Below are 14,576 nucleotides of genomic sequence, written 5' to 3' on the forward strand. Positions count from 1 at the left end.
CCCCACTCTTCGTTACTTCTTGCGGCGCTTCTCCGTGTACAGGCGATGGTCCGCCCTGGAGATCAGCTGCTCCACACCTGTTCCCTCCGCGGTCGCTGCGTATCCGATGCTCACCCCGAACCCACGAAGCCACGGCCTGTCCGTCGTCGCCGCGATCGCCCCGACGGCGATCCGGATCCGCTCGGCCAGCTGGGCGCCGCCCTTGGCATCGGGCTGGTCGAGGACCACGAAGAACTCGTCGCCACCCGATCGAATCACGGCATCGGTGGCTCGCGCCTGTTCTACCAGGAGATTTGCCACAACCTGCAGCAATTCGTCTCCACAGGCGTGCCCGAACGTGTCGTTGACGACCTTCAGGTCGTCGACGTCGAGCGCGAGCAGCGTCACCGCCCGGCCGGAGTCGCGCGCTGCGGTCAGCCGCTCGTCCAGGGCCCGGCGATTGCCCACGCCGGTCAACGGATCCTGCCGCGCCGCGTGCCACTCGGCGTCGTGCCGGGCCGGCAGATCGTGCACGGCAAGCGCATGCCGTACGGCGTTCAGCGCGCGCTGGCGCTCCTTCCACCAGCCGCGCGCGACCGATCGGGCGTAGGCCAGCCCGGCCACCGCTCCCGGCGTACCGCTCGCCGCCTCGATCTCCGAGCGGGTCTGCAGGACCAGCACATGGGTCGATGGGTCGGCCAACGGAATCAGGTCGTCGGCCGCCCGGTCCGCGGCCGCCTTGGCCTCGTCGGGCTTCCCGTGCGCCTGCAAGGCCCGGGCGAGGTAGGCGCCGGCGATCGCGAGCCGCTCGGTCTCGCCCAGCTTGCTGATCTCGTCGCGGAGCTGGGTCAGATCCGCGACCGCTCGGCCCGGGTCCTCGGCGGTCACGGCCGCGGACAGCCAGAGCCGGGCGCTGAGTTTCCAGAACTCCTGAGACTCGTCGTCGACCAGGACCTGCTCGGCCTCACGCGCCCAGTACGCCGCGGACGCCAGGCGCTCCTCGATCTCTCTTGTATACAAGGGATCGCCGAGGCGCTCGAGTTCGTGCGCCCAGCGCAGGTAGGTCTCGGCGAGATTCAGGCGGTCGATGGCGAGCGACTCGGCCAGCTCGAACACGTCGTCGTCGAGGCGGGTGGCGAGCTCGTAATGCGGGATGCACAGCTCGAACAGCCGCAGGACGTCGTACGCGTAACCGAGGCCCGTGTGCGCCCAGGCGGTGAGGCCGGGATCGTTGGTGCGGTCCAACGCTGCCTCGGCCGCGACCAGGTCGTTGACCGTGTCACCGCCGCGGCCGCTGCGGGCCAGGTTGATGATGCGGATCGGCAGGGCGTTCGCCTCCCAGCCCGGCTCGTCGATCGCGCGGGCGATCTCGAGGCAGGCGTCGACCGCCCTCAGCGCCTCGTCGGCGTCACTCGCGTGGTGCGCGGTCACCCCGCGGACATACTCCGCGGCCGCCGCCGTGTAGCTCGGCACCCCGCCCAGCTCGGCCCGGATCGCGTCGATCTCCGCGGCCGCCGTCGCATGCCCGCCCGACTGGGCCGCCGTCATCGCAGCGGCGATCCGAACGGTCAGCGCGTCGCCCGCCGCCATCTCGCCATTGCCCATACCGCCGACGGCCCTTCCCTGATCCGTCACCCGCACCTCGGGCCGGACCGCCCATTGTGACCACCTACCCCACATCCTGTCACGACCCGATCCGGCCAACGACCACCTAGTGCCACGCCAACTGCACACGGCGTACGCACGGGAGCCCCCCGCGTGCTCGCGGGCACTGCGTCGTCGCTCCGCTCCTCCTACGCGCCCACTACCCGCGCCCCCACCCACCCCCGGCTACCGCCGAGGCATCCGTTTCCGCCTGACGCCGGGAGTACCGGCTGGCGCCGGGGAGGTTCCGGCCGACGCCGGGAGCACCGGCTGGCGCCGGGGAGGTTCCGGCTAACGCCGGGAGCACCGGCTGGCGCCGGGGAGGTTCCGGCCGACGCCGGGGAGGTTCCGGCCGACGCCCGGGAGTTCCGGCTGACGCCCGGAGTTCCGGCTGGCGCCGGGTTCTTCCGGCTAACGCCGGACGTTGCGGCTGGCGCCGCGGTGACTGCCCACCCGCCCGCGGCGAAGTCGCCCAGCGGGCTGTACGGCCGTCCTCATCCCGCGCGGCAGCTGTACCGCGGGTCGCGGCCGTGGCGGTGGGGCGGATTTGGCTTGACCCTGGGGGCAGGGTTTTACCGTTCGGCGGTGAGATTCGCGGTCAGTTACAGCACGCCGGCGTACGGGACGGATCCGGAGCGGTTGGTCGCGTTCGCGCGACGGGCCGAGGAGTGTGGGTTCGAGGGGCTGTACGTGCCGGAGCACGTGGCGCTGTATCGGGGCGCCGGCTTCGGTGGGTACGAGATGCCGCCCGACCTGCCGTACGGCGATCCGCTCGAGTTGCTGACCTTCGTCGCCGCGTCGACCGAGCGGCTGCTGCTCGGGACGGCTGTGGTGTTGTTGCCGTACCACCACCCGGTCGTGCTGGCGAAGCGGCTGGCGACGGTCGACGTGTTGTCGAAGGGGCGGATGCGGTTGCTGACGGTCGGGGTGGGCAGTCTGGCCGGCGAGGCCCGGGCGGTGGGTGTGGACTTCGCGTCGCGCGGGCGCCGTGCGGACGAGGCGATCGACGTGCTGCGGCTGTTGTGGTCGAACGATCGCGTCAGCTACTCCGGCGAGTTCTTCCGGCTGGACGACGTGAGCAGCTTCCCGCATCCGCTCGCGACGTTGCCGATCCACATCGGCGGTTCGAGTCGCGCGGCCGCCCGCCGCGCCCGCGACCGCGGCGACGGGTACTTCCCGGGCGGCGCGCTCACGCCGGCCGAACGCGCGGCCCAGTGGGACCTGGCGAGCTCGGGCCGCGACAACCTCGAGTACACCCGCTGGGCGTCCATCGACCTGACGCCCGCGGCGGTCTCGTCGTACGAGCAGCAAGGCGTCACTCGGCTGGTCGTCACGACACCCGACCTGGACGAGCTGGCCCGCTTCGCCGAGCGCTTCCGGCTGGGCTGAGCGACAGGCGCTGCGCTGGCCGGAGGACCCGTGTCACCTTAGGGTGAGCTCTCGGATGCCGAGCGTTCTGGGGGACGCGTGGAAGATCAGCTGCGCAGGCGTGACGAGGTCGCGGCGGCCGGTGCCCGGCGGGGCGGCGAGCGGATCGGCTTCGAGCGGGAGTGGGACGAGCTGCTGGCGGAGATCCGCGGACTGGACGGCTTCTCGGACTTTCTCCGGCCACCGGGGATGGACCAGCTCAGGCAGGCTGCTGCCGGCGGGCCGGTGGTCGTCGTCAACATCAGCCGGCAGCGATCGGACGCGCTGATCGTGGAGGCGGACGGCGTCCGGCCGGCGATCCCGTTACCGGCCGCGGCGTACGACGTGACCGCGGACCAGGCGGGCCGCTACCTGCAGGTCATCCACGACCTGGAGGCGGCGAGAAGGACCGCCGCCGAGCAACAACATCCGTTCGAGCACGGCGACCTGTCCGCCGGCGCCGTCCACGCCTACCAGGCCGCCGCCGCGGCGCTCCACGCCGAGCGGATCCGCACCGAACGCGTCGTACTCGAAGTCCTCGAGTGGCTCTGGACCGCGATCGCGGAGCCGGTCCTGACGGCTCTCGGGCTGACCGAGACACCAACCGGCGACACCTGGCCGCGGCTGTGGTGGTGTCCGACCGGTCTGCTCACCGCGATGCCACTGCACGCGGCGGGCCGCTACAGCGACGGTCCGACCGGCCGGACGGTGCTGGACCGCGTCGTCCCGTCGTACACACCCACAGTGCGAGCGTTGTCAGAGGCGACGAGCGCACCGCCATCCGCCGCCGGCCGAGGGATCCTGGTCGTCGCTGCACCCGACGTCCCCGGCCAGCTCCCCCTGCCGAACGTCGAGCGCGAGGTCGAGCTCCTCACCCGTCTCTTCCCCGACAGCAGCACAGTCCTGTACGGCGAAGCGGCCACGACATCCGCCGTGCTGGCGGAGCTGGGTCGCAGCCCGTGGGTCCACTTCAGCTGCCACGGGGACCAGGACGTCATGGACCCGTCGAACGGCGGACTGCTCCTGCACGACGGCATGCTGACGGTGCACCGCATCACTGCCGGCTCGTACCAGGGTGATCTCGCGTTCCTGTCAGCCTGTAAGACCGCGACCGGCGGACTGCACCTGCCTGACGAGGTCATCACGCTGGCGGCCGCCATTCACTACGCCGGCTACCGCCAGGTGATCGCGACGCTCTGGTCTGTCTACGACCCGACGGCGGCAGACGTCGTCGAGGCTGTCTACACCGAGCTGACGAGCGACGGACAGCCGAATGCCCACGGCGCAGCGCAGGCGCTGTACCGCGTGGTGCGCCGTCTGCGTGATCAGTACCCGACCAATCCGAGCGTGTGGATGCCGTTCATCCACCTGGGACCGTGACCGATCAGCGGCGAGGAGAGACCGTGACGACAGACGACGCCGTAGCCGACGGAACCGTTCCGTATCGCGAGGTGAGCGAGCCCGGATACGCCGAGCGGGCCGCCGGGACGTTCGTGATCGAGAACTTCGGCGTCGGCACGTCGCTGCTCGGCGGCCGCTGCCCGCGCTGCGACGCGTCGATCGAGGTCCCGCTGGTCGACGACGTCTTCCGCGGTGACCTCTCCGGCCGGCCTGGCGGCGTCACCCGGCCCGGCGGCACATCCAGGCCGGGCGGCCCGGGCGGCCCGGACGGCCCGGCCACGAGGAGCCGCTCGGTGCCGATCATCTGCACCTGTACGGAGGTCCATCCCGGCCGCCCGGCGGACCGGGTCGGCTGCGGCGCCTATTGGATCTTCGACGTCCCGGCCGGCTCATGACCGCGCGTCCTGCCGCGGGGCGCGCGGCGACACCGGCCGATCTCCGGCGGGCACAGCAGCTCGAGGCGATGCGCCGTACCGAACTCCCGCGGGTCCGGGCAGCGGCGGCCCAGTGGCGCAACGGCCTCGCCGGTCTGCTCGTCGCCCTGATCGGCTTCAGCCTGGTGAAGGGCCGCTCGGACATCGGCGAGCTCGCGTCCGGGGCGGCCGTCGTGGTCGGCCTGCTGCTCCTGCTCGCGCTGACTGCCGGCGCCTCCGGTGCGCTCTATCTGCTGCGGGCTGCGAACGGCCGGCCATCGGTCGTTCAGGTCAGTACGCTCCCGCCCGGCCCGATCGCAGAGCATCACGAAGCCCAGGGCGCTGCGCGCGCACTCCGCCGCGGCATCGCGCTCAGCCTGACCTGTGCAGCTCTGCTGACAGCAGCCGTCGCCACGACCTGGTACGGGCCTGCCAAGGACCGGCCGAAGGTGGAGCTCACGACAGAGTCCGGGCTGGTCTGTGGCTCGGTGGTCCGAGTCAGCGACGGCCGAGTCACGATCCAGACGACCGCGGGCGAGCGGCAGGTCGGATTGGACAGCCTCCAGGCGCTGCGGGCGGTGGACTCATGTCCCGGCAACTGATCGACACGCTGTACACACGGGTCGCCCGCTGGGAGCAGGGCGCGAGCGACGACGTCGTACTCGGCCCAGTGGTCGACGACGAGCTGGAGCAACTGGCCACGACGCCTGGCTTTCCGCAGGACCTGGAGGCTCGGTACGTGGCCGGCCTGGTGCTCTGGTGCCGGAGCGTCGCACTGGGCCCCGATGGCGAGTTCGCCTTGAGCAAGGCGGTCGACATGCTCGCACCGATCGCCTCGCAGCTGCCGTACGCGGTGCCGGAGGAACTCGAGCACTGGATCGGGATCCGCGTACGCGCCATGGCCGACGGCCTCCAGGCCGAGCAGCACGTCAACCAGTACTACGGGACCAGGGACCTCGAGCTGCTGGACCACGCGATCACCGTGCTCACCAACGCGGTGCACTCGCTCGCCGACACCAGGCCTGCGACCGCGACCTTCCTGTTCGACCTGGGGAACCTGTTCTGGATCCGGTACGAGCACACCGGCAAGCTGATCGATCTCTTCGTCACAGCCGATGCGATCTGCAAGGCGACCGAAGCCGACGAGTCGGGGTACCTGCTCGGCCGCGACGACCTGCTGCACCAGCAGGCGTCCCAGGTCTTCACCGTGTGGGAGCAGGACGGCTCGCTGGACATCCTGCAGGCAGCCGTCGATCTCCAGCGCTGCGCGTACCGCCTGGCCACGACGAAGAAGCCGGCGCAGGCCGCGTTCTTGGCCTACCTGGTCCAGACGGCCTACGAGCGCACCGGTCGTCTGGAACTTCTCGACGACTCGATCGCGACGTCCCGGTGGGTGCTGGATCAGGACCCGGTCAACGGGTTCGCCCTGGTGAATCTGGCGTACACGCTGACCCTCCGCGCCCGTGTCGACCAGAGCGCCGCGACCGCGCAGGAGGCTCTGGCGCACGCGCGGCGGGCGCTCGACGTCGTACCGGCCGTCGAGCGAGGGCGAGTGTTGCAGGTCCTCGGTACTGCGCAACGCGTCGTGCACACGCTCACGCCTGGTTCCAGCGCGCTCGCCGACGCGGTCGGCACGCTCCGGCAGGCTGTGGCGGAGACGGATCCGCAGGACCCCGACCATGTCCGGCGGCTGATGGCACTGGCCGACGCGCTCCGGGCAGCTGCAACGGACGCGGACGAGGCCGCCGAGGCGGTCGCCCTGGCGCGACGTGTCGTGGGCGCGACCGTCTCGTCAGCGCCGGAGTACCACTCTCGGCGGGCGATGCTCGTACTGGCCCTGGTCAAGCAGCACGACCTGACGAGGGATCCCGCCGTACTGGCCGACGCCGTCAGCGAGGGCCGGGCCGCGTTGCAGACCGCGTCGGAGGTGTCAGGCGAGTTTCCGTCGGTGGTGCGTGCCCTCGCCGCCGCGCTCACCTACGGCACGGTCAGCGCCGACAGCGTCGCGGTGCTCGAGGAAGCCATCGAACTCGTCCGCGACTGCCTGGCCCGGCTCCCGGAGTCGCACGGCGACGCGGCAGCGCTGACCAACGACCTGGCTCTCCTGCAGGCCGACCACGCCGACGCCCAGTTGATGCGGTACGTCCGGCGACCCGACGACTCCACCCTCGATCGCATCATCGCGGCAGCCGAAGCGGGCGCGGCGCGCTCCAGCAGGGTCGGGACGACGCTGTGCGAGGCACACCGCCTCAGGTTCGAGGCGTACGGCGACAGCGCCGACCTGGACAGCTCCGTCGCGGCCGGTCTGCGGGCCATCGACGAGCTCGCCGACGACCCCGGACAGCTCGCGCGTGCGCAGATCGCTCTGGGCTTCGCGTTGCGGCTGCGCTACGAGCAGACCAGCCACCTCGCGACGCTGGACGATGCCATCGAGCTGTTCCGGCAGGCCGGTACGAACGGGAAGGGACGACTGGAGCCCCTGTTCCTGGCCGCGCAACTCAACATGCTGGGCAACGCGCGCTGGGAGCGGAGCCAGCGCGACCAGGACGCCGAGCTGTTGCGGCACGCGATCGCCGACCTGCGCCGCTCGGTGCAGCTCGGAACTGCCGCCGGCACCGTCGATCCAGGCCACCTGAACAATCTCGCACTGGCGCTGCGGAGCCAGTACAACGCGACGCACGAGGCAGGTTTGCTGGACGAGCAGATCGAGATCCTCGAGACCGCGGTGCGGGAGTCCAAGCCGGACAACAACCGGCTGCCGATGTTCCGGTCCAGCCTCGCGATCGCGTTCACCGACCGGTACGGCCGCGACGGGGACGTCGCAGATCTGGACGCGGCGATCGCCTTCCATCAGGAAGCCATCGCCGCCCCGACGGCCGGCCCGACGTTCCGTGCGTCGAGTCGGATGAACCTCGCGAACAGTCTGCTCCAGCGCTACCGGCGTACCGGGGACGCCGGGACGCTGCGGGCGACGTTCGACGTCTATCGGGCGGTCGTCGGCGAGCCGACCTACGTGCCGGCCGGGCGATGCCTCGCGGGCCTGGCCTGGGGCGCGCTGGGCACCGAGGTCGAGGACTGGCAGGAGGCGTTCGACGGCTACGCCGCCGCGATCACGCAGCTTCCACTCGTCGCTCCCCGGTCGCTCGACCGCACGGACCAGGAGTACAGCCTGCGCGATTTCACCACACTCGGCGCCGACGCCGCAGCCGCCGCTCTCGAGCTGGCCGGAAGCACAGGCAGTACGGCCCGCGCCGTCGAACTACTCGACCAGAGCCGCGGCATCCTGCTCACCCACCAACTCGAGTCCCGCAGCGACCTGTCCCGCCTACGAACCCACAACCCCACCCTCGCCACCCGCTTCGAACAACTCCTGTCCCTGCGCAACCAGGCCACTTAGGCGACGCGCTGGCCGTGCTCGCAGAGCACGACAACGCCATCCCTGACCGCCCGGGTCGCAGCCTCGAGACGGTCCGCGAGCAGCGGCTTGCCGAGCGTACGGACCTCGCCCGGCGTGTACAGGCCGGCAGACAGGATCTCGCCGTCGACGAACCTGAAGGCCGCGACGTCGGCCTCAGTCACCAGGCCGCCGTCGAAGACGAAGATCATGCCGTCGGGTCTGCCCTCGTACGCATGGACGTGGTCGACGACCAACAGGCGCCCCACCGGCCGGTCGGTGCCGAGTTCCTCGCCTAGCTCACGTGCTGCCGCGGCCCACGGGGACTCGTCGGCTTCGACGACCCCGCCGGGAATCTCCCAGTTCGGCTTGTACGACGGTTCGACCAGCAGTACTCGTCCGTCCACCGCCCGGAACAAGACCCCGGCCGCCATCCGCTTCTTGGGCAACTCCACGAAGGAGCTGACGTACTCAGCCGGCGGCTTGTTCGGCGGTGGCGGGGTGGAGTTGGACGGGGAGGGACTCGACGCCGTAGACGATCGAGAAGTCGCGGAAGCGGAGCTGGTCCTCGGGGACGGCCAGGGCCAGGTCGGGGAAGCGGTGCGCGAGTGCGGTGAACGCGGCGCGGAGCTCCATCCGGGCGAGTTCGGCGCCGACGCAGCGGTGCATGCCGTGGCCGAAGGCGAGATGCGCGGCGGAGACCGTACGGCGGGGGTAGAAGTCCTCGGCGTCGGACCCGAAGACCACCTTGTCCCGGTCCGCGCCGGACAGCGACACCGCGACCAGGTCGCCCTTCTTCACCTGGTGCCCGAACAGCTCGTGGTCGTGCCGGGCGAACCGCGGGAACGCGACCTGCACGACCGTCAGGTACCGCAGCAGCTCCTCGACGATCCCGTCGACGGCTCCCGGCTCGTTGCGGATCCGCTCGAAGTTCTCGGGGTCGCGCAGCAGCACCAGCGTGCCGAGCGCGAGCATGCTGGCCGACGTCTCGTACCCGCCGAGGAACACGCCGTCGGCGAGTCCGCCCAGCTCGACGTCGTCGAGCGCGTCGCCCTGGGTGCGGATGATCGACCCGATCAGCCCGTCGCCGGGGTTCACCCGCTGCTTCCGGACGATCTCGAACAGGAACTCCCGCGACTCCGACGCCGACCCGAACAGCCCGATCCCCCCGCCGGACATGTCGAACCGGGCCGGACCGAGCGCCCGGAAGCGGTCGCGGTCCTGCTCCTCGACCCCGAGCAGGTCCGCGATCAGCAGGAACGGCACGTTGAACGCGAAGTCGGAGACGATGTCGGCGACCGGCCCCTTGGCCTCCATCAGGTCCAGCTGGTCGTTGACGATCTTCTCGATCGCCGGCTCCAGCCGCGCCAGCCTGCGCTTGGTGAACTCCGGCGTCAGCAGCTTCCGCAGCCGGGTGTGGTCCGGCGGGTCGGTGAACCCGAGCCCGCCGATCCCCTCCGACGGCTTGTTCGGGTCCGAGCCGACGAGCGGCCGGATGTCGTGGCTGTAGTCCTCCTCGTTGGAGAGCACGTACTTGGCCTCGGCGTGCCCGCTGACCACCCAAACGTTCAGCCCGAACAGGTGCGCCAGCTTGTGCACCGGCTCGGTCTCCCGGACCGCGGCCAGGTCCGGCACCGGGTCCACCCCGTGCCGGCGCAGCGGCATCGAGACCGAGCTGGGGAACATCCGCATCTTCGACAGGTCGAGACCACCCTTTCGGGTGGACCTGTTGAGGATCCGGCTGCCGACCCAACGCTTCAGGTATGTCGCAACCATGACTTCTTCGCGCCCTCTCTCAACTGCGCCCCCAGCGGCTCTTGCGGTAAAAGCTAACGTCGTGGGGGACCAGATCTGATGGTGTTGGCACTACTCCGGTAGTGGCGTTGGCACCACCATGGGAGGGGGCCATGGCATGCCAGCAGAGACATTGTCATGCACAAGGGCCCCGTTGCCACCGGAACCCACCTGTACTGCGCCCTGGACCGTGACATGCCGTCTCTCGGGGACTTCTCAGGGAAAACCAAGACGAAAGTCGGATGCGCGATCCGTCGCCGGTTAGTTGCCGTGTGCCTCAGAGGTAGTAGGGCGTGACGATCCGCAGCACATCTGCCAGCTTTGTCTTGACCTGGTCGCGGTGCGGGACCTGTGTGAGCTTCTTCGCATCGCCCGCCCGCAGACCGTGATCGACCAGGACGTACACCACCCGCAGCGTCCGGATCGTGTTGGTCACCTCGGGGGTGATGCCCTCGGCCGGCGGGTTCGACAGCGCCCGGATCGCCGGGTCCAGCCAGTCCGTCGCGTCGCTGTCGCCGAGGTCGGAGCGGGTCAGCGTGGCCGCGAGCGCGTACCCGAGGCGGTCGTCCTCCATGTCGCGCAGCACGTACGGCGTCGGCGTCAGCAGCCGCCCGATCCCGAGCCGGAGCATCTGCACCGGCTCGACCGCCTCGTGCCGCCCGAGCGTCCCGAGCAGGTCCGCACCGTGCGCCACGGCGTGCAGCCAGCCGAGTTTCTCGTCGTACCCGCGCAGGTCCTCCTCGCCGACGTACCAGCGCTCGAACGGCGGCACCCAGCTCGGCTCGAACATCCCGGCCGTCACGACCGAGTCCAGGATCAGCGGCGCGAACGTCCGGGCCTGGATCTCCGGGTCGCCGAACCGCGGCACCATCAGGTCGCCGAGCGCCCGCAGCTCGTCCGCGGACAGCACGCCGCGGCCGATCCAGGTCGCCAGCACCGAGTACGCGTGCCGGTCCCGGACGACGGGATCCGGCGAGCGCAGCATCCCGGCCAGCTCGGCCACCAGCTCGCTGAGCCGCCGTCCTTCGGGAACCGCGTAATCGGTGTCGCGCACCTGAGCCCAATCGGTCATGCGCGGCACGGTAGACGCTTGCCGGGCCGGCGGCCACCCCGTGACCGGAAAGGGAAACGGCCCGCGGTCCATCCGGTGTCCGGATGTACCACGGGCCGTCGCGGCCAGGACCCCTCAGCCCGGCCGGGCCCCTGCCCCGGTCAAGGGCCCCTCAACCTCCGACCGGGGTGGACTTGAAATCACGCGGTCACGCGTCGCGCTTGCTCGCCGAGAACAACGCGATCGCCATCAGCGCCGCCGCCCAGCCGGCGAAGTACAGCAGCGCCCACCACGGGCTGAGCGCGAAGTCGGTGCCTGTCGCGCCCGCACCGGCGAGCCCGGCGTCCTGGCCCTGGTTGAGGAACGAGCTGCCGTTGGCGAACGGCGCCCAGCGGGCCAGATCGTCGCCGACCTTCGGGATCAGGTTGACCAGGTTCTCGACCAGCAGCGGCCACAGGATCAGGATCGCGATCGCACCGGCGCTCTGCCGGATCAGGATGCCGACCGCCACCGCAAAGACCGCCGAGATCGCGAAGATCAGGCCCTGACCCGCCAACAGCCGCCACTCGGCCGAGGTGTCGATCGCCAGGTCCGCGTTGCTGGCGAACAGGCTCCCGATACCCCACGCGCCGAAGGACGCGATCAGCCCGACGACGCCGGACAGGAACGCGACGACCGCGGTCTTGCCGAGCAGCAGCGCGGCGCGCTGCGGGACGGCCTGGAAGCTGGTCCGGATGGTGCCGAACCGGTACTCGGTGGTGACGGCCAGGGCGGCCATCACCATCATCACCATCTGGCTGAGCTGGGCGCCCGGCTGGGTGATGAAGATCGTCGCCTGCTGTTCCTCGGCGCCCTTCAGGAAGCCGGTGGTCAGCGCGGCGAAGCCGACGGTCAGCACGGCCGCGATCACCATGCACCACCACGGTGAACGGGTGGAGAAGAGCTTGATGCGCTCGACTGCGATCACCGACATGTCAGTTGTCCTCCTTCGGACCCGCGGCCACCTCGGCGGCGTCGGGGGCGTCGAGCGAGGTCACAGCGGCGATCTCCTCGTGGGCGTGGTACTCGACCGAGTCACCGGTCATCTGCATGAACGCCTGCTCCAGCGACCCGCGCTGCAGCGTCAGCTCGTGCAGCACGATGCCGTGCGCGGCGGCCGCCTCGCCGATCTGGTCGGTGGTCAGGTCGCCTTCGACGAACAGCACCTTGCCCTGGTCCTCGACGTCCTCGATCCGGGTGGCCAGCTGCTGCTGGCTCAGGACGGCGGCGAACTGGTCGAGCTGCGGCGTCCGCACCTTCACCGTCGTCCCGCTGGCGCGGTCGACGAACTCCTGCGTGCTGCTCTGCGCGATCAGCCTGCCGCGGCCGATGACGACCAGTTCCTCGGCGGTGAGCGCCATCTCGGACAGCAGGTGGCTGGAGACCAGCACGGTCCGGCCCTCGTCGGCCAGCCGGTGCATGAAGGTCCGGATCCAGACGATGCCCTCCGGGTCGAGACCGTTCACCGGCTCGTCGAACAGCAGCACCTCCGGGTCGCCGAGCAGCGCGCCGGCGATCCCGAGCCGCTGCGACATACCCAGCGAGAAGGCACCGGCCCGCTTGTTCGCGACCGAGCTCAGGCCGACCATGTCCAGCACCTTGTCGACCGATGACTTCGGCAACTTGTTGGACGCGGCCATCCAGGTCAGGTGGGCGCGCGCCGAGCGGTTCGGGTGCACCCACTTGGCGTCCAGCAGCGCACCGACCTTGGTCAGCGGCCGGTGCAGATCTCGGTACCGCTGCCCGTCGATGGTGACCTCGCCGGACGTCGGGGTGTCGAGTCCGAGGATCATCCGCATGGTGGTGGACTTGCCGGCCCCGTTCGGGCCGAGGAAGCCGGTCACCTTGCCGGGTTTCACCTCGAACGACAGGTTGTCAACGGCAACTGTCGCGCCGTATCGCTTGGTGAGGCCTTTTGCCTCGATCATCGCCGTGCTCCTCGTCAGATGGCGTGAAATCGTCCCCGGTCGGGCGGGATGGGTCGTGATGAGATCAGTATCGAGGCCGACACCGTGCTGAGCATCGGACCCCGGGCGGATCCGGTGTGTCCACCCGTGGGTTGATTCTGCCGTCGCGTCCCGGACGGCTGCTATCGGTTAATCCCCTGACCACAACCCCGACGATCCCCCATCCCGCGGGGGAGCACATCAGCCGAAAGTCGACGGCGGGCGTACTTCGGTCGACCGTTGCTGGAAGTGACTACCAAAAGATCAGTCGACCGGGACGCCGTAGAGCACGAGGTTCTGGCTGTAGCGGTGGGCCACACGGTCGTACGAGCCGGTGCAGGTCACCAGCGCCAGCCGGGGCTTCGCGGCCCCTTGGAACAGGTCGGCGGGCAGGGCCTCCTGCTTGTACGTGCGGCGCGCCACGATGCGGTACCAGTGCTCGTCGCCGTCGCCACTCGTCACTCCGACGCTGGCGCCGACGGGTACCTCGGACAGCGCCGCGAACACACCTCGCCCGCGGGTGGTGTCCACATGGCCCGCGAGCAGCACGGTTCCGCCGTCAGCGCCGGGCGCCGCACCGGCGGCCCACCAGCCGACGTCGGCGCTTGACTTGGGCACCTGCAGCTGGCCGTCGGCTCCGGTTCCGACCGGGCGCACGGACGCCTCCAGGACACCGGGCAGCTTCAACCGGACAGGCGGTACGGCGGCCTCCCGTTCGGCGGCCGTCTTACCCGCCGCCGGGACCTTGCCGGTGTTGGCGGGCTGGCCGCCGAAGAGCATGACCAGGCCGGCCCCCAGTGCGATGACCCCGGCCAGACGTCGCCGTACCGAGATCGACTTGCCGATGAACAGCAGTACCGCTCCGATGCCGAGCAGGATCACCGCTGCCCGTGCCCGGGCCTTCTCTGCGTCCGCGTGCTGGCCACCGTCGCCGGTCGGCACCACAGGGGTACCGGTGCTGGTGGTCTTGCAGGTGCCTGCCACCAGACGCTGATGCATCTGGAGCACCGGCTTGGCGCCGTCTGCCAGTGACTCGACAGCCGGCGACGCGCTGATCGGCAGCTCACCGTTGACGAGCGCCAGGTATAGCTGATGCTCCTGCCGCTGCAGGGCCAGCCAGGCAGCGTCGTACCCAGCTGTACCGGCTTTGGCCGCGACAGCGTTGAGTTGCTGGCGCTGCGTCGCGGAGGGCTCTGTCGGGAGCAGGATGTTCAGGCGCGTGGCAACGTCGAGCTCCTGCGCCGAGAGCTTGCTGTGGTCGCGCTCGAGCTGCGCGGCGACCCGTCGTACGCAGGCGGTCCTGCCCTTGGTCGTCGCGGCGTGCGCGGACTCGATGATCGTGAGGTTGAGCTGGTGCGCGGCGTTGAGGTACGCGACATCGGGTTGCGGCGTGGCAGCGTTCGCCGGCTGCAGCGCGCCGAGTACGCCCACCGCAACCAGGAGCAGCAGTGCGGGCACCCGGGCAATCCTCACAGGACGACAGTAAGAGAGCCGACCGCCCGGGGTCC

The 14,576-nt window shown here is 70.4% G+C and carries 11 protein-coding genes and 1 pseudogene; 5 read left to right on the forward strand and 7 right to left on the reverse strand.

What is annotated here, in order from left to right; translation table 11 throughout:
• Positions 1 to 12: 12 nt before the first annotated feature.
• Positions 13 to 1,614: a GGDEF domain-containing protein gene (locus ABZW60_RS07790; RefSeq protein ID WP_355474964.1), complete on the reverse strand. Its 1,602-nt coding sequence runs from the start codon at positions 1,612 to 1,614 to the stop codon at positions 13 to 15.
• Between the two features lie 594 nt (positions 1,615 to 2,208).
• Here ABZW60_RS07790 and ABZW60_RS07795 point away from each other — a divergent pair.
• The 5 genes from ABZW60_RS07795 (at position 2,209) to ABZW60_RS07815 (ending at position 8,241) form a co-directional block, all read left to right on the forward strand.
• Positions 2,209 to 3,012: a TIGR03619 family F420-dependent LLM class oxidoreductase gene (locus ABZW60_RS07795; protein WP_355474965.1), complete on the forward strand. Its 804-nt coding sequence runs from the start codon at positions 2,209 to 2,211 to the stop codon at positions 3,010 to 3,012.
• A 78-nt stretch (positions 3,013 to 3,090) separates the two neighbouring features.
• A complete protein-coding gene (locus tag ABZW60_RS07800) occupies positions 3,091 to 4,410 on the forward strand; it encodes a CHAT domain-containing protein (RefSeq protein WP_355474966.1) in 1,320 nt (439 codons plus the stop codon).
• A 23-nt stretch (positions 4,411 to 4,433) separates the two neighbouring features.
• Positions 4,434 to 4,826, forward strand: a complete 393-nt coding sequence (locus ABZW60_RS07805; RefSeq protein WP_355474967.1) for a hypothetical protein — start codon at positions 4,434 to 4,436, stop codon at positions 4,824 to 4,826.
• Positions 4,823 to 5,446 carry a hypothetical protein gene (locus ABZW60_RS07810; protein WP_355474968.1) on the forward strand — a complete coding sequence of 208 codons (624 nt, stop codon included), beginning with the start codon at positions 4,823 to 4,825 and terminating at the stop codon, positions 5,444 to 5,446. The genes ABZW60_RS07805 and ABZW60_RS07810 overlap by 4 nt, the downstream gene beginning before the upstream one ends.
• Positions 5,431 to 8,241 carry a hypothetical protein gene (locus ABZW60_RS07815; RefSeq protein ID WP_355474969.1) on the forward strand — a complete coding sequence of 937 codons (2,811 nt, stop codon included), beginning with the start codon at positions 5,431 to 5,433 and terminating at the stop codon, positions 8,239 to 8,241. Before ABZW60_RS07810 ends, ABZW60_RS07815 begins: the two co-directional genes overlap by 16 nt.
• On the opposite strand, the pseudogene ABZW60_RS07820 reads toward ABZW60_RS07815, so the two are convergent.
• The 6 genes and pseudogenes from ABZW60_RS07820 to ABZW60_RS07845 all read right to left on the reverse strand — a co-directional run.
• A pseudogene (locus tag ABZW60_RS07820) lies at positions 8,238 to 8,687 on the reverse strand (NUDIX hydrolase); the annotation flags it as partial. The gene ABZW60_RS07815 and the pseudogene ABZW60_RS07820 overlap by 4 nt on opposite strands.
• Positions 8,688 to 8,709: 22 nt before the next feature.
• A complete protein-coding gene (locus ABZW60_RS07825) occupies positions 8,710 to 10,014 on the reverse strand; it encodes a cytochrome P450 (RefSeq protein ID WP_355474970.1) in 1,305 nt (434 codons plus the stop codon).
• Positions 10,015 to 10,309: 295 nt separating this feature from the next.
• Positions 10,310 to 11,104 (reverse strand): DUF2785 domain-containing protein, encoded by a 795-nt coding sequence (locus ABZW60_RS07830; RefSeq protein ID WP_355474971.1) that lies wholly within the window; start codon positions 11,102 to 11,104, stop codon positions 10,310 to 10,312.
• A 187-nt stretch (positions 11,105 to 11,291) separates the two neighbouring features.
• Positions 11,292 to 12,056: a hypothetical protein gene (locus tag ABZW60_RS07835; RefSeq protein ID WP_355474972.1), complete on the reverse strand. Its 765-nt coding sequence runs from the start codon at positions 12,054 to 12,056 to the stop codon at positions 11,292 to 11,294.
• A gap of 1 nt (position 12,057) precedes the next feature.
• Entirely contained in the window at positions 12,058 to 13,050 is a 993-nt protein-coding gene (locus ABZW60_RS07840) for an ABC transporter ATP-binding protein (RefSeq protein WP_355474973.1), read from the reverse strand.
• Between the two features lie 282 nt (positions 13,051 to 13,332).
• Entirely contained in the window at positions 13,333 to 14,541 is a 1,209-nt protein-coding gene (locus ABZW60_RS07845; protein ID WP_355474974.1) for a DUF4142 domain-containing protein, read from the reverse strand.
• Between the last annotated feature and the right edge of the window lie 35 nt (positions 14,542 to 14,576).

Source organism: Kribbella sp. NPDC003557 (genome assembly GCF_040610805.1).
Classification (GTDB): Bacteria; Actinomycetota; Actinomycetes; order Propionibacteriales; family Kribbellaceae; genus Kribbella.

Bases quoted from the DNA above. Each gene is read 5' to 3' on its own strand.
- ABZW60_RS07810 (WP_355474968.1), top strand. From the start codon at position 4,823: ATGACCGCGCGTCCTGCCGCGGGGCGCGCGGCGACACCGGCCGATCTC.
- ABZW60_RS07815 (WP_355474969.1), top strand. From the start codon at position 5,431: ATGTCCCGGCAACTGATCGACACGCTGTACACACGGGTCGCCCGCTGG.
- ABZW60_RS07825 (WP_355474970.1), bottom strand. From the start codon at position 10,014: ATGGTTGCGACATACCTGAAGCGTTGGGTCGGCAGCCGGATCCTCAAC.
- ABZW60_RS07830 (WP_355474971.1), bottom strand. From the start codon at position 11,104: ATGACCGATTGGGCTCAGGTGCGCGACACCGATTACGCGGTTCCCGAA.
- ABZW60_RS07835 (WP_355474972.1), bottom strand. From the start codon at position 12,056: ATGTCGGTGATCGCAGTCGAGCGCATCAAGCTCTTCTCCACCCGTTCA.
- ABZW60_RS07840 (WP_355474973.1), bottom strand. From the start codon at position 13,050: ATGATCGAGGCAAAAGGCCTCACCAAGCGATACGGCGCGACAGTTGCC.